Source organism: Geodermatophilus sp. SYSU D00965 (assembly GCF_054050075.1).
The window spans coordinates 54,010-71,191 of record NZ_JBJGYQ010000015.1; the positions used below are offsets into that span (position 1 = coordinate 54,010).

Annotated in this window: 17 protein-coding genes, 1 tRNA gene and 1 riboswitch; of the genes, 8 read left to right on the plus strand and 10 right to left on the minus strand. The window is 75.8% G+C overall.

What is annotated here, in order from left to right:
- Positions 1–58 precede the first annotated feature (58 nt).
- Entirely contained in the window at positions 59–583 is a 525-nt protein-coding gene (locus tag ACI789_RS15345; RefSeq protein WP_457010243.1) for a universal stress protein, read from the plus strand.
- Positions 584–636: 53 nt separating this feature from the next.
- Entirely contained in the window at positions 637–1,050 is a 414-nt protein-coding gene (locus ACI789_RS15350) for an N-acetyltransferase family protein (protein ID WP_457010244.1), read from the plus strand.
- 7 nt (positions 1,051–1,057) lie between these two features.
- Here ACI789_RS15350 and ACI789_RS15355 read toward each other — a convergent pair whose 3' ends face one another.
- Together ACI789_RS15355 and ACI789_RS15360 are read right to left on the minus strand one after the other, a co-directional pair.
- Positions 1,058–1,561 carry a DUF2505 domain-containing protein gene (locus tag ACI789_RS15355; protein WP_457010245.1) on the minus strand — a complete coding sequence of 168 codons (504 nt, stop codon included), beginning with the start codon at positions 1,559–1,561 and terminating at the stop codon, positions 1,058–1,060.
- A gap of 63 nt (positions 1,562–1,624) precedes the next feature.
- Positions 1,625–2,233, minus strand: a complete 609-nt coding sequence (locus tag ACI789_RS15360) for a hypothetical protein (RefSeq protein ID WP_457010246.1) — start codon at positions 2,231–2,233, stop codon at positions 1,625–1,627.
- Positions 2,234–2,405: 172 nt separating this feature from the next.
- On the opposite strand from ACI789_RS15360, the gene ACI789_RS15365 reads away from it, so the two are divergent.
- The 3 genes from ACI789_RS15365 to ACI789_RS15375 all read left to right on the plus strand — a co-directional run bounded on the left by ACI789_RS15365 (position 2,406) and on the right by ACI789_RS15375 (position 6,357).
- Positions 2,406–3,443, plus strand: coding sequence for a thioredoxin family protein (locus ACI789_RS15365; protein ID WP_457010247.1), 1,038 nt, complete (start codon positions 2,406–2,408; stop codon positions 3,441–3,443).
- A gap of 46 nt (positions 3,444–3,489) precedes the next feature.
- Positions 3,490–4,731, plus strand: coding sequence for an epoxide hydrolase family protein (locus ACI789_RS15370; RefSeq protein WP_457010248.1), 1,242 nt, complete (start codon positions 3,490–3,492; stop codon positions 4,729–4,731).
- 132 nt (positions 4,732–4,863) lie between these two features.
- Complete coding sequence (locus ACI789_RS15375; RefSeq protein WP_457010249.1) at positions 4,864–6,357, plus strand: hypothetical protein; 1,494 nt, start codon at positions 4,864–4,866, stop codon at positions 6,355–6,357.
- A 116-nt stretch (positions 6,358–6,473) separates the two neighbouring features.
- Here the strand turns inward: ACI789_RS15375 and ACI789_RS15380 are convergent.
- Together ACI789_RS15380 and ACI789_RS15385 are read right to left on the minus strand one after the other, a co-directional pair.
- Positions 6,474–6,547 (minus strand) — tRNA-Ile (locus ACI789_RS15380).
- Positions 6,538–7,800: an MFS transporter gene (locus ACI789_RS15385; protein WP_457010250.1), complete on the minus strand. Its 1,263-nt coding sequence runs from the start codon at positions 7,798–7,800 to the stop codon at positions 6,538–6,540. The genes ACI789_RS15380 and ACI789_RS15385 overlap by 10 nt, the downstream gene beginning before the upstream one ends.
- Before the next feature lie 338 nt (positions 7,801–8,138).
- Positions 8,139–8,233: riboswitch (cyclic di-AMP (ydaO/yuaA leader) on the plus strand.
- Positions 8,234–8,264: 31 nt separating this feature from the next.
- On the opposite strand from ACI789_RS15385, the gene ACI789_RS15390 reads away from it, so the two are divergent.
- On the plus strand, positions 8,265–9,467 hold the full coding sequence (locus ACI789_RS15390) for a peptidoglycan DD-metalloendopeptidase family protein (protein WP_457010251.1): 1,203 nt from the start codon (positions 8,265–8,267) through the stop codon (positions 9,465–9,467).
- A 33-nt stretch (positions 9,468–9,500) separates the two neighbouring features.
- Here the strand turns inward: ACI789_RS15390 and ACI789_RS15395 are convergent, their stop codons facing one another.
- Positions 9,501–10,412 (minus strand): maleylpyruvate isomerase N-terminal domain-containing protein, encoded by a 912-nt coding sequence (locus tag ACI789_RS15395; protein WP_457010252.1) that lies wholly within the window; start codon positions 10,410–10,412, stop codon positions 9,501–9,503.
- An 83-nt stretch (positions 10,413–10,495) separates the two neighbouring features.
- Here ACI789_RS15395 and ACI789_RS15400 point away from each other — a divergent pair, with 83 nt between their 5' ends.
- Both ACI789_RS15400 and ACI789_RS15405 read left to right on the plus strand, forming a co-directional pair.
- Positions 10,496–10,750, plus strand: a complete 255-nt coding sequence (locus ACI789_RS15400; RefSeq protein ID WP_457010253.1) for a hypothetical protein — start codon at positions 10,496–10,498, stop codon at positions 10,748–10,750.
- Between the two features lie 372 nt (positions 10,751–11,122).
- A complete protein-coding gene (locus tag ACI789_RS15405; protein WP_456912120.1) occupies positions 11,123–11,623 on the plus strand; it encodes a DUF3145 domain-containing protein in 501 nt (166 codons plus the stop codon).
- Between the two features lie 184 nt (positions 11,624–11,807).
- Here ACI789_RS15405 and ACI789_RS15410 read toward each other — a convergent pair whose 3' ends face one another.
- From ACI789_RS15410 to ACI789_RS15430, 5 genes are all read right to left on the minus strand, one after another.
- Positions 11,808–13,220, minus strand: coding sequence for an acyl-CoA carboxylase subunit beta (locus ACI789_RS15410; protein ID WP_457010254.1), 1,413 nt, complete (start codon positions 13,218–13,220; stop codon positions 11,808–11,810).
- A gap of 100 nt (positions 13,221–13,320) precedes the next feature.
- Positions 13,321–14,562, minus strand: a complete 1,242-nt coding sequence (locus ACI789_RS15415; RefSeq protein WP_457010255.1) for a beta-ketoacyl-[acyl-carrier-protein] synthase family protein — start codon at positions 14,560–14,562, stop codon at positions 13,321–13,323.
- A gap of 98 nt (positions 14,563–14,660) precedes the next feature.
- Positions 14,661–14,900 carry an acyl carrier protein gene (locus tag ACI789_RS15420; RefSeq protein WP_456920199.1) on the minus strand — a complete coding sequence of 80 codons (240 nt, stop codon included), beginning with the start codon at positions 14,898–14,900 and terminating at the stop codon, positions 14,661–14,663.
- A 76-nt stretch (positions 14,901–14,976) separates the two neighbouring features.
- Positions 14,977–15,942, minus strand: coding sequence for a beta-ketoacyl-ACP synthase III (locus tag ACI789_RS15425; RefSeq protein ID WP_457010256.1), 966 nt, complete (start codon positions 15,940–15,942; stop codon positions 14,977–14,979).
- Positions 15,939–17,150: an acyltransferase domain-containing protein gene (locus ACI789_RS15430; protein WP_457010257.1), complete on the minus strand. Its 1,212-nt coding sequence runs from the start codon at positions 17,148–17,150 to the stop codon at positions 15,939–15,941. Before ACI789_RS15430 ends, ACI789_RS15425 begins: the two co-directional genes overlap by 4 nt.
- Positions 17,151–17,182: the final 32 nt, after the last annotated feature.

The following is a 17,182-nucleotide window of genomic DNA, read 5'->3' on the forward strand; positions in this document are numbered from 1 at the left end:
GCGGACCGCGGCGCACGGTGCCCGCGGCCGGGGCGGCCGGGGCGGCCGGGAGGACGTCATGACCGAGCAGGCCGAGGGGAGTCCGGTCCGCGAGCCGCGGGTCGTCGTCGGCGTGGACGGTTCGGACGGGGCACGGGCGGCGCTGGTCTTCGCCCTGGAGGACGCCGGGCGTCGCGGCGTGCCGGTCCAGGTGCTGACCGCCTACCAGCCGCCGGAGAGCTGGATGGACTTCTACGTCAGCGGCGAGTTCCACACCGACCGCGCCGAGCGTGCCGCCGTCGAGCAGGCCGAGGTCTTCGTGGCCGACGTCGTCCGCACGGTGCCGCAGCCGGCGCCGGAGGTGCGCGTGCAGGCGGTCCAGGGGACCGCCGCCGACGTGCTGGTCCGGGAGTCGGCGGGCGCGGACCTGCTCGTGGTGGGCAGCCGCGGGCACGGCGGCTTCTCGACCATGCTGCTGGGCTCGACCGGCATGCAGTGCGTCCTGCACGCGACCTGCCCGGTGACCGTCGTCCACTCGGCGGAGGCGCACCGCCACCGGCTGCGGCTGCGGCGCGAGCACGCGTCCCGGCACCCGGTCCCCTGACCGGGTCCCGGGTCCGGGCGGCCACGCCGGACGACGCCCCGGCGGTCGCCGCGGTGCACGCGCGGGCGGGGCGCGCCGCCTGGTCGTCGTTCCTCGGGGACGTGCTCGCCGAGCCCGAGGTGGACACCTGGCGGCCACGGGTGGCCGAGCCGGGGTTCCTCGTCGCCGAGCGGGACGGGCGGGTCGTCGGCTTCGCGCGCGCTGATGCCGGGACCGGTGAGGTGGCCTACCTGTACGTCGAGCCCGACGAGCAGGGGCGGGGGACCGGGCGGCTGCTGCTGGCCGCCGTGCTCGACCGGTTGCGGTCGGCCGGCCACCGGCGAGCGCGGCTGCGCACCGAGGAGCGCAACACCGGACCGCGCCGCTTCTACGAGTCCGGCGGTTGGCGGGCCACCGGGGAGGTGCTCGAGCGCGAGTGGCGCGGCCACCGGCTCCGGGAGGTCTGGTACGCGCGGGACCTCCCCTGACCGGGCGCTACCGGTCGGGGTCGCCCAGCCAGCGCCGCAGCACCTCGTCCTCGCGCCGCAGCACGACCAGCGCCAGCTCCCGGACGGCGGCCTCCGCCTGCCGGCCGAGCAGCGGTGCGTCGACCTCCGCCTCCCCGGTCACCGTCGAGCGGGTGCCGCCCGCGACGGGGGACAGCCGGCGCTCGGCGCGGATGACCGCGGTCCGGCCGAAGACCTCCGCGCTCACGTGCAGGACGCCGCGGTGGCCGCTGTCGCCGTCGGCGGTCCAGACCCGGCGGTCGACGACGGGGACCTCGCGGCCGACGAACCGGGTGAACACCGCCGGGATGCCCGTGGTGGGGGCCAGCAGCCGCACCGTCGTCCGGGGTCCGTCGTCCTCGGTCGCGGTGTCGACCTCCTCGAGCCGGGCGCCCAGGGCCTGCGCGTAGTCGCGGAGGAAGGACTCGTCGGTGAGGACGGCGAGGACGTCGTCCGGGCCGGCGGGATAGGTGGCGACGTGGTCGATGGGCACGCCGAATCCTCGGCCGTCCCGCGCCGCGGCGCTCGTCGAGCGGCCGGGCCGGCCGTCGGCGGCTCAGCCGGGGGTGCCGTCGACCCAGGTGACCGCCCGGCCCATGAACCGGCCGCGGGTGATCGCCCGGTCCACCTCCTCGACGACCAGGTCGACCAGCCAGCGCACCGGTCCGGTGTGCTGCAGCAGCTCCTCGGTCGGCAGCGCCCGGGGCGTGGACAGCAGGCCCAGGGTGCCGGCCACGGCGGCGAGCGCGGCGTTCTCCGGCGTCCACCCGCGGTCCGGGGGCGCCTCCTCGGCTCGCTCGTCGGCCGTCGTCCGGTCGGCGCGGGTGTCGGTGTAGCGCGTCCCGGGCCACCGCCGGCGCAGCGTCCACGACCCCCGGCGCAGGTGCTCGGCCGCGAGGTCCTCCTGGTCGACCGGGCCCCGGCGCAGCAGCTCGGTGAGCGAGGGGGCGCCGTCGGCCAGCAGCCGGTCGGCCGGCGGGAACCCGGTGGGTCCGTCGTCGAACTCCACGGCGTCCTCGGTCTCCCGCACGCGGCCGCGCAGCGCGAGGTCCACCAGCAGGGTCCCGCGCACCGCCAGCGCCGTCACCAGGTCGTCGGTCAGCCGCCCCCGGTCCAGCGCCAGGCAGGCCAGCCGCATCGAGACCGACTCGTCCCAGTCGTCCATCCGCGCATCCTCGGGCATCGCGGGCCGGCGGTGCTGCGCCTGCTGCACCGGGGGCCCGAACGGTCACCGGCCGTCCCGACACACCACGGCAGGCCCTTCGTCTCTGCTCCCGCCCGGGGAGAACCGGACGAGGCTGGTTCCCCGGCTCCGCACCCGCATCGAGGAGCGCGTCATGGCGTCCGACAGGTCCCTCCTCGCCGCCGTCCGCGAGGCGATCCGCGGCCCCGGCTGGGCGCCCGGGCGGCGTCCCGCCGAGGGGTCGATGCCGCCCCTGGACGGCGCCACCGGGTGGCTGAACTCGCCGCCGCTGACCACCGAGGGCCTGCGCGGCCGCGTGGTGGCCGTCGACTTCTGGACCTACACCTGCATCAACTGGCTGCGCACCGCGCCGTACGTGCGCGCCTGGGCCGAGGCCTACCGGGACGCCGGCCTGGTGGTGCTCGGGGTCCACACCCCCGAGTTCGGGTTCGAGCACGACGAGGGCAACGTCCGCCGGGCGGTGCGGGACCGGGGCATCACCTACCCGGTCGCGATCGACGACGACTACGCGGTCTGGACGGCGTTCGCCAACATGTACTGGCCCGCGCTCTACGTCGTCGACGCGCAGGGGCGCATCCGCTTCACCCACTTCGGCGAGGGCGCCTACGAGGAGTCGGAGGAAGCCATCCGGCAGCTGCTGGGCGAGGCCGGCGCCGGCGACCGGCTCCCCGCACCGGTCACCGTCGAGGCGGCCGGGGGCATCGAGGCCGCCGCCGACTGGGCCGACCTGGGCTCGGCGGAGAACTACCTCGGTGCCGAGCGCACCGAGGGCTTCGCCTCCCCGGAGCCCGCGGTGGCCGGCGTCCCCCGTCGGTACACCGCCCCCGCGCGGCTGGCCACCGGTTCCTGGGCCCTGGCCGGCGGGTGGACGGTGCAGCCGGACGCCGTCCTGCTGGACGAGGCCGGGGGCCGGCTCGTGGCCCGGTTCTCCGCCCGGGACCTGCACCTGGTCCTCGCCCCGCCGGACGGCGGGGCGCGGTTCGAGGTGCGCCTGGACGGGCGGCCACCGGGACCCGACGCGGGGGAGGACGTCGACGCCGACGGGGCCGGCACGGTGACCGAGCCGCGGCTGTACCAGCTGGTGCGCCAGCGCGGCCCGGTCGTCCCGCGCACGTTCGAGATCGCGTTCTCCGACCCCGGCGTGCGGGCCTTCGCGTTCACGTTCGGCTAGGCCGGCCGGACTCGGATCCGCCTACGGAGAGGAACGGGAGACAGCCATGACCGCAGTCGCACAGGAGACCGGCCGGGCGATCCGCCCGTTCCGGGTGGACGTGCCGGACGAGGCCCTCACCGAACTGCGCAGGCGCGTCGCCGCGACGGTCTGGCCCGATCGGGAGACGGTGCCCGACTCGTCGCAGGGTGTGCCGCTCGCGACGATGCAGGAGCTCGCACGCCACTGGGCGACCGACTACGACTGGCGCCGGTGCGAGGCGCGCCTCAACGCCCTCCCGCAGTTCATCACCGAGATCGACGGCCTGGACATCCACTTCATCCACGTGCGGTCGCAGCACGACGACGCGCTGCCGCTCGTGGTCAACCACGGCTGGCCGGGCTCGGTCATCGAGCAGCTCAAGATCATCGACCTGCTCGTGGATCCCACGGCGCACGGCGCGAGCGCATCGGACGCCTTCTCCGTGGTGGTCCCGTCGATGCCGGGCTACGGCTTCTCGGGCAAGCCGACGAGCACCGGGTGGGGTCCCGAGCGCATGGGGCGTGCCTGGGCGGAGCTGATGCAGCGCCTCGGCTACGAGCGTTACGTCGCCCAGGGCGGCGACTGGGGTGCGTTCGTCGTCGACCAGATGGGGCTGCAGGCGCCGGAGGGGCTGCTCGGCATCCACACCAACATGCCGGCCACCGTCCCGGCCGACGTCGATGCGGCGCTCCAGGCCGGCGCTCCGCCGCCATCCGGGCTCTCCGCCGAGGAGCGGCGCGCCTACGAACAACTGGCCCGCACCTTCACGCAGGTCGAGTACGCCCGGTACATGGCGGCACGGCCGCAGACGCTGTACGGCATCGCGGACTCACCGGTCGGCCTGGCCGCGTGGCTCCTCGACCACAACGACGCCGACGGTCAGCCGGCCGCGGCGGTGGTCGCGGCCCTGGACCGGACGACGAGCACCACGGGCGAGCTCACGAGGGACGAGGTCCTCGACAACACCACGCTCTACTGGCTGACCAACACCGGGGTCTCGGCGTCCCGGCTGTACTGGGAGTACCGGGGCGGCTTCTTCAACGCCAAGGGCGTGCGGATCCCGGTGGCCGTGAGCGTCTTCCCGGGCGAGCAGTACGAGGCTCCGCGCAGCTGGGCCGAGCGCGCCTATCCCGGGCTGATCCACTACAACCGGGTCGACCGGGGCGGGCACTTCGCGGCCTGGGAACAGCCGCAGCTCTTCGCCGAGGAGCTCCGCGCGGGCTTCCGGTCGCTGCGCGGACCCGAGATCCCCCGAGCGCGGGGCTGACCACGGCCGGCCGCCCGTAGGCCTCACAGCGTCGCCGAGGCCTCAGGATCGGGCGCGAGATGCGGCTGTTCCGGAACTGTCGGTAGCCCCACCTACGGTTGCGCTCCCCGCCGCGAGACCGAGGAGCTCCCCGTGGACACTGCCATCCTCATCGCCAGCCTGGTTCTCGCTTGGCCGGTGTGCCTCCTCCTGGCCGGGCTGGTGGCCTGCGCCGGGACGGCTTACGCCTACGGGCTCCCGGCCAGACGCCTGGCCCAGGTGCTCGAGGACGAGCTCGCCGTGGGGGACCGGCCCGGGATCACGCCCCTGAGTCTGGCGAGCAGGGCGCGGCTGGTCCGGCTCGAGGAGCAGAACCGCGAGTTCGACCCCGCCCTGCGTGACCAGCTCGATTCCGCTCTCGCCGTCTTCACCGGCTCCCGGGACACCGACGCGTACCTCGAACGACTCGCCGGCGAGCGCCATCGGCATCAGGAGGCGTTCCTGACCTCGCTCACCGCCACGGCACGCACGGTCGGCACCCTGGACCTGGTCATCGCGGAGTGGCGGATGTGGCTCCTCGCGGGTCGGCTCCGCCTGGCATGGCTCGGGCTCGCGCACGTCGGTCCGCAGATCGCTCGAAACGTCGTCGGTGTCGCCCTCACGGCGACGGCGACGGCTGGTCTGGTCGCCGTGCTGGGCAGCCTCTTCCTCTGGCTGCTGGTTCCCGGGATCGGCTGGTCGGGGCAGCCGTTGCTCCAGTTCGCCGGCGCGGGGGCCGATGTGGGCCTGCTCGTCGGGTTGGTTGCCGCGACCGTCACGGTCTTCCGGCGCTTCTGGCGGACGTTCGAGCGCGGCCTGCCCGCGGACCGACGGCGGGGCGTGCGCTGGGCGCTGGGGCTGGGCCTGCTGCTCTTCCCGGCGAACGGGATCGCGCAGCACCTCGACCTCCTGGGCCAGGGGTCGGCGTGGCTGGGGGAGCACCTCCCCGAACTGCCGGACGGGCAGCTGCCGCCGACGCTGGTGGCGACGGTGGCCTCGGTGGCCCTGGCCGCTGGCGTGCTCCTTCGCGCGTACCGCGCCGGACGCCTGGCGGCCGCACCGGTCCTCCCGGCGTCCCAGCGTCTCGATCTCCTCGCCCTCGCAATCGGGGCGGCCGGCTTCGCGCTGGGCATGGTCATCGTGGCCTGGACGCTGGTCCGGCCGTCGGCACAGGGCGCCAGCGCCGTGCAGCCGCTGATCGCGGTCGTCGTGGGTGGCGGGATGCTGCTCGCCGGCGCGGTCATGCTCGCCGCGCTGGGGATGCGGGAGGTGGAGGAGCATCGTCGAGTGCGGGCCTGGCAGGACGCGGGCCTGGAGGTCGAGCCGATGCCTTCTCCGTGGAAGGTCGGCGCAGCGTGGGCGGTGTTGCTCGTTCTGCTCGTCGTCCTCATCGACGTGCTGGATCCGTGGTCCTCGACCCTCGTCGGCGGGTTGCTCAGCATCCTCCTGGCGCTCGGTGTCATCGGGACGTCGGTGTGGGGAGGGATCTCCGTCCGGCGGGCGCACCGTGAGCGGGCCGAGCGCGACCGGCAACTGGAGGCCGAGTACCGCGCGCTCTGTCTCTCCGAGGAGGCCGACGGCGCTGGAAGGTCGGCGGACGTGGCCTGACACTGAGAGATCCGCGTCCGGGCCAGGAACGGGTCAGCCGAGGCCTCGATGGGACGAGGGTGTCGAGGATCGACCGAGACGCCTCGAGCGCCAGCCGAGATAGCACAGAACAAGGGTGGGGCGGGTGGGGCTCGAACCCACGACCCAGGGATTATGAGTCCCATGCTCTGACCGGCTGAGCTACCGCCCCGGAGCCTCCAGCCTGCCAGACGCCGTCCCGGGCGTGCCCCCGTGGCCGCCCTCCCCGCGGTAGCTGAGGACGGCGGCGCCGGCGGCCCCGAGGACGAGCGCGGCCAGCACCCAGAACGCGGCGGGGTAGCCGCCCAGGACCTCGGCCAGGGCCGTCCCCGCCCACGGCGCCACGGCGGTGGCGAGGGTGATCGGCGCGGCCAGGTACCCCCCGACCGTGCCGTAGCGGGCCGCGCCCCAGCGCTCGGCGACGACGGTGGCCTGCAGCAGCGTTCCCGCGCCGCGCGCGGCACCGGCGAGCACGGAGGCCGTGACCAGCAGGGCCGCGGGTCCGGGCAGCCCGGCGAGCAGGGCGATCGTCCCGGCCGAGGCCAGCACGATGACCACGGCGCGGCCGGCCGGGGAGGTCCGGCGCGCCAGCGGCGCGTACCCGAGCCGGCCGAGGAGCTGTCCGGCGCCCAGCAGGCCGAGGGTGGTGGCCGCCAGGGTGCTGGAGAACCCGCGGCCGGTCAGGAGGGGGATGAGGGTGAGGCTGGCCGCGTAGAGGCCGAACGCGGTGAGCGTCAGCGCCGCGGCCAGCAGCAGGAACCCCGCCGTCCGGACCTCGGGCGGGACCCCGCGGTGGCCCTCCGGGGTGCCCGACCGCGGTCGGGCCCACGCCGCGGGCAGGACGACGGCGTGCAGCGGGACGGTGACGACGGCCAGCACCGCGGCCAGGACCAGGTAGGTCTGCCGCCAGGAGAGGCCGGCGAGCAGCGCGTCGGTCAGCGGCGCGAACACCGTGCTGGACAGCCCGGCCGCCAGGGTCAGGGCGGTGAGCGCCCGCACCCGGTCCTCCCCGTACCAGCGGGCCAGCGCGGTGAACGCGGCCTGGTAGAACACTGCGGCCATCGCGACGCCGGCGACCAGCCACGCCGCCAGGAACCAGCCGTAGCTCGGCGCCAGGGCGATGCCGACCGTCGCGGGCACCGCGAGCAGCGAGCCGGCCGTCATCACCCGGCGGGGCCCGTGCCGGTCGAGCCAGTGGCCCACCGGGATCCCGGCCAGCGCGGAGACCACGAGTCCCCCCGAGAACGCCGCCGACGCCGTCGGCGCCGACCAGCCGGTGTCGGCGGTGATGTCGTGCAGGGCGACCGGGAAGGCGTAGTAGAGGACGCCCCAGCTGGTGATCTCGGTCGCGCACAGCACCACCAGGCCGCGCCGCCGGGCCCGGCGTGTCGGCGGCGTGTCGGAGGATCGTGTGCGGGATCTCACGCCGACGGTCCGCCGCGTCCTCGGGCGCGGGCACGGCGCGCGCTCGCGGTCGGGGGCACGCACCACGTCTACCGGAGTCGGTGCAGGTGGGCGACGGGGTGCCCGCTCCGGCCGGCCGGTAGCGTCCGGGCTCAGCGGAGCGGGGTCGTCCGGGCACGGGCCGTAGCCGGGGGTCACCCTCCCGGGCAAGGAGGCGCGCCGGGGGTGTTACCCGATCGTGACCCCCTGTCGCATCCGTAGTAGCTTTCCCGACGGCCTCGCCGGGCTCAGCTCCTCGGGAACCGAGGGCCTCGGCCAGGCCCCGCCGAACCGCCGCAGGCCCCTCGGGGTCGAGGCGGACCGGGGACCCACCGATCCACTGGGGTGAGTCCTGCCTGCGCTGCGCGCGGGCGGGTAGGGCGCCGTCCGGCCCGAACCCGTCAGCTAACCCGGTAGGCGGCCGCGAGGATGGGAGAACCGTCGCCTTGGCGACCCTGCACCACCGCACCAGCCTGCTCGACCGTGCAACCGCCCCCCGCCGAGGCCGCCGGGCCCTGCTCGTCGCCGCCGCTGCAGCGGGTCTGCTGGCCGGCACTCCGGCCGCGCTCGCCGCGCCCGCCACCCCCGCCTCCTCCGAGCAGGAGGAGCTGACCGCACAGGTGGCCCGCATCGGGGAGCAGGTGCGCGCCGCCGAGGAGCAGCTGCAGCGGATGACCGTGGAGGCCGAGGCCGCGGCGGACGCCGCGCTGGTCGCGCGCGCCCAGCTCACCCAGGCGCAGGCCGAGGCCGAGCGGACCGCCGCCGAGCTCGCCGACGCCCAGGCCGACGTCGTCGGCGCCGAGCAGGCCATCGGTGACCTGGGCCGCCGGGCCTACATGGGCGGCGACACCCGGTACGGCGACATGGAGCTCCTGCTCGACGCGCAGAACCCGACCGAGCTGCTGCAGCAGGCCGCCACGATGGAGGTCATCGGCGACCACCGCGCCGCCCAGCTCCAGGAGTTCCTCGCCGTCCAGCAGCGGGTCGCGGAGGCCGACCGCGCCGCGGGCGAGGCCGTCACCCGGCTCGACGGGGCCGCCCGGGCCGCCGACGAGGCGCAGGCCGCCGCCGACGCCCACCTGGCCGCGGCCCAGGCGGAGTTCGACGCCCGCACCGCGGAGAAGGCCTCCCTGGAGGAGCAGCTGCGGCAGGCGGGGGAGCGGCTGCTCGCCGCCCAGGGTGCCGCGGACCCCGGCGCGGCCTGGGACCAGCGCCAGACGCAGGCGCAGGCGGTGTCCGCCGCGCAGAGCGCCACCGCCATGCCCACCGCCGGCCGGGTCACCTCCTGCTACGGCGCGCGCTGGGGCACCCAGCACCAGGGCATCGACATCGCCGCGCCCATCGGCACCCCGATCCACGTGCCGGAGGACGGCGTCGTGCTCCAGGCCGGCCCGGCCAGCGGGTTCGGGCAGGCGGTGTACGTGCAGCACGGGGACGGCCAGATCACCCTCTACGGCCACGTGAACCGCTTCTTCGTCAGCGCCGGCCAGGTGGTGACCGCAGGCCAGCAGATCGCCGAGGTCGGCAACAAGGGCCAGTCCACCGGCCCGCACCTGCACTTCGAGGTGCACCAGGGCGGGCTCTACGCCAGCCGGGTCAACCCGGTGCCGTGGCTGCACGAGCACGGCATCGCCACCGGCGGCTGCTGACCGGCGGCTGCTGACCGCCGGGCCCCGGTCCGGCTAGCGGCGGCCCCGCAACCGGCCGAGGAGCCCGCCCACGCCGCCGAGGGTCTGCGCGGCCAGCTGCAGGATCGGCCCGCCGGGGATGCCCGGAGCGGACTGCACGATGGGCGCCAGCGCCAGCAGCCCGCTGATCTCGTGCACGCGCAGGCGGCGGCGGGCCACCGCGACGACGGGGTTGACCCGGCCGGACGCCGCCTCGAGCAGCAGATCGGCCGGCGCCTCCACCGCCGTCCCCGTCGGCCGGCCGGGCGGCAGCCGCCGGACGGTCCAGCCGTCCTCGTCGGCGGCGAACCGCCAGCCGCCGTCCGGGGTGGCCAGGCCGGCGCCCCCGGTGATCCCGCTCGCCGCCGCCAGCGCGCCGGTCACGTCGGCGAGCGCGGCGAGGCCCGCCTGCAGCACCGGCGCGGGGACCGGTGGCGCCCCCGCGTCGGCCAGGTCGAGGCCGTGCACGGCGAGCTCGTAGGCCTGGCCCAGGACGACGCTGAGCAGCGGCAGCCGGCCGACGACAGCGACCGCCGGGGCGGTGTCGAGCTCGACCGGCTCGTCGGACAGGTAGCGGGCGGTGGCGTCCCGGTTGCGGCGCAGGGCCTCGAGCACCTCCGCGCGGGGAGCGTCGCGGTGCGCGGCGGTCACCCGGGCGTTGGTGGCGTCGACGTCCGGCGGCGTCCCGGCCCCGCCGGCCCGCGCCGAGGCGACCAGGTCGGCCAGCGCGGCGTGGTCGTCCCAGCAGCCGAGGTGCACGCACACCTCGTGCACCCGCCACCCGGGCAGCCGGGTCGGCCGGTGGAGGTCGACGGCCGAGGCCTGGTCGAGGAAGGCGTCCCACGCGCCGAGCACCATCGCGGCGACCTCGTCCCGCCCGGCGTCGGCCATGCCCCGGTGTCGTCCGCTGCTCTGCTGTCGCACCATGCGGCGCCCCTACCCCGGCCGGGCGCCGGCGAGGCGTGGACGGTGGGCTTGTCCGGCGGACGCCGGCCGCGCAGCCTGGACCCATGACACGCAGCGGCACGACGCGGGGGACCGTCATCCGCTGGGACGACGCCCGCCGGGCCGGCCTCGTCGAGGCGCCCGACCTGCCGGGCGGGTGCTGGGTGGACGCCGCGGTCGTCGAGGGCCCCTCGGAGGGGACCCTGCGGGCGGGCCAGGTGGTCGACGTGGACTGGACAGAGCCGGGCGCCGAGGGCCTGCCGTTCCGCGCCACGCGGGTGGTCCCGCGGGAGGACCTCCAGGCCACGCTCGGTGCTTGACGGCAGCGTCGCTCCCCGTGTCCGCAGGCCCCTGATCGCTACGCTGGGTGATCAACGTTCCCCGAGCGGAGGCTGGTTGGGGATCCACTTGTGGGTCTGCGGGGGAGATCCTGTGGATGGCGTGTGGGTGGAGGGGCGGTGCTGGACGCCGGTCCCACCGGCGTGGTATGGCCCGCTGACCAGCACATAGAGGCTCAGGCGGTGACCATCCGTCACATGTGACTCATTGGTCCCGCCCGCACTGGCGCGATCGGGTGACCATCGTGCAAACTGTTCCCGGGACCCCTGGTCCACAACCGTCGAACACAGCCTGTCACCGAATCGATCGTCCGTTGGGGAAGACGAGACCGATCGAGTCGATGGAGGTGCCCCGTGCAGCGACGGTCTACCCAGGGTGTCGTCTTCGTGCACGCGTGCCCGAAGGCGCTCTGCCAGCACGTCGAGTGGGCGCTCGAACGCGTCGTCGGCGCGCCGGTCTCCCTGTCGTGGGCCGACCAGCCCGCGGCACACGGTTCCTACCGTGCCGAGGTCGCCTGGACCGGCGCCCCCGGGACGGGGGCGAAGCTGGTGGCTGCGCTGCGCGCGTGGCCCATGCTGCGCTTCGAGGTGACCGAGGAAGCCAGCCACGGCAACGACGGCGAGCGCATGTCGTACGTGCCCGGGCACGGCGTCTTCCGGGCACCCACGAGCGCCAACGGTGACCTCATCGTCACCGAGCAGCAGCTGCGCCACCTGGCCGCCACGGCGACGTCCATCGAGGCGTTCCGGCACGGTGTCGACGAGCTCCTCGGTGCGGCCTGGGACGCCGACCTCGAGGTCTACCGGCACGCCGGCGACGGCAGCCCCATCACCTGGCTCCACCAGGTCGTCTGAAAGGACCCCGCTGCCCCCCGCCGCTCGCAAGCTCGCGGCGGGACCCTGCAGCGGGGCCACATCACGATCCGACTACGACGAGCTGAGGGCTCCGGCCCTGCCGTCGTAGGCTCGGGACCGGTCGTCCGGACGTCGTCGGGGAAGCGGCGTCCGGACGATCTGCGTCTGCGACCGGGTCCTCCTGCTACAGCGGGATGTTGCCGTGCGCGCCGCGCCCGGCCGGCGCCGACGCCAGCGCCTCGATCAGCCGGCCCCTGGTCCGCGACGGCTCGACCACCTCGTCGACGACGCCGATCTGCAGCGCCCGGTTCACCCCGCCGGCGATCCGCTCGTGCTCGGCCGCCAGCTGCGCGTGCAGCGCCTCCCGCTCGGCCGGCGGGACGGCCGCCAGCTTCTTCCGGTGCAGGATGCCCACGGCCGCCTTGGCGCCCATCACGGCGACCTCGGCCCCGGGCCAGGCGAGCACCGCCGTCGCGCCCAGCGAGCGGGCGTTCATCGCGATGTAGGCGCCGCCGTAGGACTTGCGGGTCACCAGCGTCACCCGGGGCACCACCGCCTCGGCGAAGGCGTGCAGCAGCTTGGCGCCGCGCCGCACCACGCCGTCCCACTCCTGGCCGACGCCGGGCAGGTAGCCCGGGACGTCCACGAGGACCACCAGGGGGACGCCGAAGGCGTCGCACATCCGCACGAAGCGGGCCGCCTTCTCGGCCGACGCGGAGTCCAGGCAGCCGCCCAGGCGCAGCGGGTTGTTGGCGACGACCCCGACCGTCCGCCCGGCCAGCCGGCCCAGGGTGGTCACGATGTTCGGCGCCCACCGCGGGTGCAGCTCGAGGCCGGGGCCGTCGAGCACCGCGGCGACCAGCGGCTTGACGTCGTAGGCGCGCTGCGGCTGCTCGGGCAGCAGCGCCCGCAGGTCGACCTCGGGCTCCCCGGCGGCCGGGGCGAAGGAGCCTTGCGCGGCCAGCAGGTCGACCGCCTCGCGGGCGGTGTCCAGCGCCGCCTGCTCGGACCCGGTCACCACGTGGACGACGCCGCTGCGCCGGCCGTGGGTGTCCGGGCCGCCCAGCTGCTCCTGGTCGACCTCCTCGCCGGTCACCGAGCGGACGACGTCGGGCCCGGTGACGAACACCCGGCCGGCGGGCGCCATGATCACCAGGTCGGTCAGCGCCGGCCCGTAGGCGGCGCCACCGGCCGCGGGGCCGAGCACCACCGAGATCTGCGGGACCCGCCCGGAGGCCCGCACCATCGCCTCGAAGACCTCGCCGACCGCGTGCAGCGCCGTCACGCCCTCGGCCAGCCGGGCGCCGCCGGAGTGCCAGATCCCCACGACCGGCACCCGCTCCCGCAGGGCGGTGTCGATGGCGTCGACGATGTGCCGGCAGCCGTCGAGCCCCATCGCGCCGCCCATGACCGTGGCGTCGGTGCAGTAGGCGACCGCCGGGGTGCCCGACACCGTGCCGCGGGCGGCCACGACGCCGGAGGTGTCGCGGGGCAGCAGCAGGGTCATCGAGCCGGCGTCGAAGAACCGCTGGAGCCGGTCCTCCGGGTCGCGGGGGTCCACGGCGGTCGGGGCGGGGGCGGGGGACAGGGTGGTCACGGGATCTCCGGGCCTCTCCGGGTCGGGCGTGCCTGGGCAGGCGTCATCGCGGGACCGGCACACAGGCGGTGCCGGCCCCGTCAGGCGAGGGGGTCCTTCGTCAGGCGGTGGTGAACACCACGGCGATGTTGTGCCCGCCGAAGCCGAAGGAGTCGTTGACGGCGGCGGACAGCTGGGCGCGCCGCGGCTCGCGGCGCACGATGTCGAGGGCCTGGACGGCGGCGTCGTCGTCCGGGTCGTCGAGGTTGGCCGTCGCCGGCACGACCTGCTCGCGCAGGGCGAGGATCGTGAAGACCGACTCCAGCGCCCCGGCCGCGCCGAGCAGGTGCCCGGTCTGGCTCTTGGTGGCGGTGACCAGCACGTGCTCGCCGATCGCGCTGCGGATCGCGGCGGCCTCGGCGGTGTCGCCCACCGGCGTGGAGGTGGCGTGCGCGTTGACGTGGCCGATGTCGGCGGGGGTGAGCCCGGCGTCCCGGATGGCGGCGGCGATCGCGCGGCCGGCGCCCTCGCCCTCGGGGTGCGGGGCGACCAGGTCGTACCCGTCCGCCGTCGCGCCGGCGCCGGCCAGCCGGGCGTGGACGCGGGCGCCCCGCGCCTCGGCGTTGTCGGCCCGTTCCAGCACCAGCGCGGCCGCGCCCTCGCCGAGGACGAAGCCGTCGCGGGCCTTGTCGAAGGGCCGGGAGGCGCGCTCGGGCTCGTCGTTGCGAGTGCTCATGGCCCGCATCGCGGCGAACCCGGCCATCGGCAGCGGGTGGACGACGGCCTCGGCGCCGCCGACGAGGACGACGTCGGCGCGGTCGAAGCGGATGAGGTCCAGGCCCCAGCGGATCGCCTCGGCGCCCGAGGCGCAGGCGCTGACCGGGGCGTGCACGCCGCCCTTGGCGCCCACGGCCAGGCCGACCGCCGCCGCCGGGCCGTTGGGCATGAGCATCGGGATGGTGAAGGGCGAGACCCGCTTGGGCCCCTTCTCCTCCAGGACGTCGTCCTGGCCGAGCAGGGTGAGCGCACCGCCGATGCCGGTGCCGAACACGACGGCGACCCGCTCGGGGGCGACGCCGGCGTCGGCGGCACCCGATTCGCGCCAGGCCTCCTCGGCGGCGACCACCGCGACCTGCTGGCTGCGGTCCAGCCGGCGGGCGCGCACCCGGTCGATCTGCTCGGCGGGATCGGTGGCCAGGGTCGCGGCCAGCTGGGCCGGGAACTGCTTGACCCAGTCGTCGTCGAGGCGACGAACCCCCGACCGCCCGGCCAGCAGTGCCTCCCAGGTGGTCGCGACGTCGCCTCCGAGCGGCGTGGTGGCGCCGAGACCGGTGACGACGACGTCGCCGACAGACGTGCTCATGACGGGTTCCTCCTGGGACGTGCGGCCGGGGGTCGGGGGCGGCCCCCCTGCAGCTGCCCGCTGGGAGCGGGCAAGCGGTGGGGGCGGGGGTACTTCTGTCAGCCCCGGTTCTTCTGGATGTAGCTCATGGCGTCGCCGACGGTCTTGATGTTGCCGAGCTCGTCGTCGGGGATGGCGACGCCGAACTTGTCCTCGACCGCGGTGGCGATCTCGACCATCGACAAGGAGTCGACGTCGAGGTCCTCGGTGAAGGACTTCTCCGGCGTGGCGTCGGCCGGTGCGACCCCGGCGACCTCCTCCAGGATCTCGGCCAGACCGGTCTGGATGTCCTCGCTCACTCGCAAGGTCCTCTCTCTCGGGTGGGCGGGGGGTCCCGCCGTCGGGCCCCTGTGGCCCGAGGGTCTGTAGTGCCCGTCAGGGCAGGCGGAACACCTGACCGGCGAAGGTGAGCCCGGCGCCGTAGCCGAGCACCAGGGTCAGGTCCCCGCTCTTGGCCTCACCGGACTCCAGCAGCGCGGTCAGCGCCAGCGGGATGGAGGCGGCGGAGGTGTTGCCGGCCTGCACGATGTCGCGGGCGACGACGGTGCGCTCGCCGAACCCGAGCCGCTTGGTCATCGACTCGACGATGCGCAGGTTGGCCTGGTGCGGGGCGAAGACGTCGATGTCCTCCGGGCCGACGCCGGCGGCGGCCATCGCCTCGACCAGCGTCTCGGTCAGGCGGGTGGTCGCCCACCGGTACACGGCCTGGCCGGCCATGGTCATCGTGGAGCTGCCGGCGGCGATCTCGATGGCGTTGTGCTGGTCGCCGTCGCTGCCCCAGACCACCGGGCCGACCGCCGGCTCGTCCGACGGGCCGAGCACCGCCGCGCCGGCGCCGTCGGCGAAGATCACCGCGGTCGACCGGTCGGTGAGGTCGGTGACGTCGGTGAGGCGCTCGGCCCCGACGACGAGCGCGTGCCGCGCCGACCCGGTGCGGATGGCGTCGGAGGCGACCCCGAGCGCGTAGCAGAAGCCGGCGCACCCGGCGTTGAGGTCGAACGACCCCGGCCGCGGGATGCCCAGCCGGTAGGCGACCTGCGGGCCGATGCCCGGGATCGGCGCGCGCAGGCTGGCGCTGGCGACGATCACCAGGTCGACCTGGTCGGGGGACAGCCCGCTGGCGGCCAGCGCCTTGCCCCCGGCCGCGACGGCCATCTCGACGAGCGACTCGTCCTCCGAGGCCCAGCGGCGCTCGGCGATGCCGACGCGGGTGCGGATCCACTCGTCGTTGGTGTCCATCACCTGGGCGAGCTCGTCGTTGGTCACCCGCCGGCGCGGGCGGTAGGCACCCAGGCCCAGCAGCCGGGCGCCGGGCGCGCCCTCGCGAAGCGTGATGGTCACTCCGACACCTCCGGGTAGAGACGGGCGATCGGGTCGCCTGCGTCGACCAGGTCTCCCTCGTGCACGAGCCACTCGGCGAGTACCCCGTCGTACCCGGCTGAGACGTTGACCTCTTCGCGGCGGCTGCGGATGCGGCCCAGCGGGGTGCCGGCCGGCAGCCGGGTGCCCTCCGCGACGTCGGCGGGGCTGACCGTGCCGCGCACCGGGGAGACGACGACCCGCCAGTCCGGCAGGTGCACGGCCTCGGCCCGGCCGCGCTCGGCCTCGATCAGCTCGCGGGCGCGGTCGAGGTCGGCCGGGCCGCTGACCGCCAGGACGTCGATGCCCGCGCCCTTCCACTCCCGCTTGGCCAGCCCGGCCAGCGCCCCGGCCGGCGGCAGCTCGATCGCGGCGGTGACGCCGAGGTCGCGCAGGGTCGCCAGGCAGGCGTCGAACCGCACCGGGCTGGTGACCTGGCTGACCAGCCGGGACAGCGCCTCGCTGCCGGAGGTCACCGCCGCGCCGTCGGCGTTGGACAGCAGCAGCCGGCTGGGGTCGGCCGGCCGCAGCCCGCCGACCAGGCCCTCGAGCTCGGCGCGGGCGGAGGCCATGTACTCGGTGTGGAAGGCGCCGGCGACCGACAGCGGGACGATCCGCGCCTTGGCCGGCGGGTCGGCCTTGAGGGCGGCCAGCCCGTCGACCGGGCCGGCGGCGACGACCTGGCCGCCGCCGTTCACGTTGGCCGGGACCAGGCCGTGCACGTCCAGCGCCTTGGCGACCTCGTCGGGGTCCCCGCCGAGGACGGCGGACATCCCGGTGGGCGTCTGCGCGCAGGCGGCGGCCATGGCCCGGCCGCGGACGGCGGTCAGCGCGATCGCCGCCTCGACGCTGAGCACCCCGGCCAGGGCCGCGGCGGTCAGCTCCCCGACGCTGTGGCCGGTGATGACGACGTCCCGGCCGGCCTGCGGCGTGTGCGCCACGGGGCCCGGCAGGCCGCCGAGCTCCTGGGCGATGAACAGGCTCATCGCCACCACGAGCGGCTGGGTCACCGCGGTGTCCTTGATCGCCTCCGCGTCGCCGGTCGTGCCCAGCGTGAGGAGGTCGGCGTCGGCGATGGCGCCGGCCCATCGGAAGAAGGACTCGGCGCCGGGCAGCTCGAGCCAGTCGGTGAGCATCCCGGGCTTCTGGGCACCCTGTCCGGGGGCGAGGACGGCCAGCACGTCCCTCACCGTTGCAGACGAGGCCGGGTGACGCGGTGGTG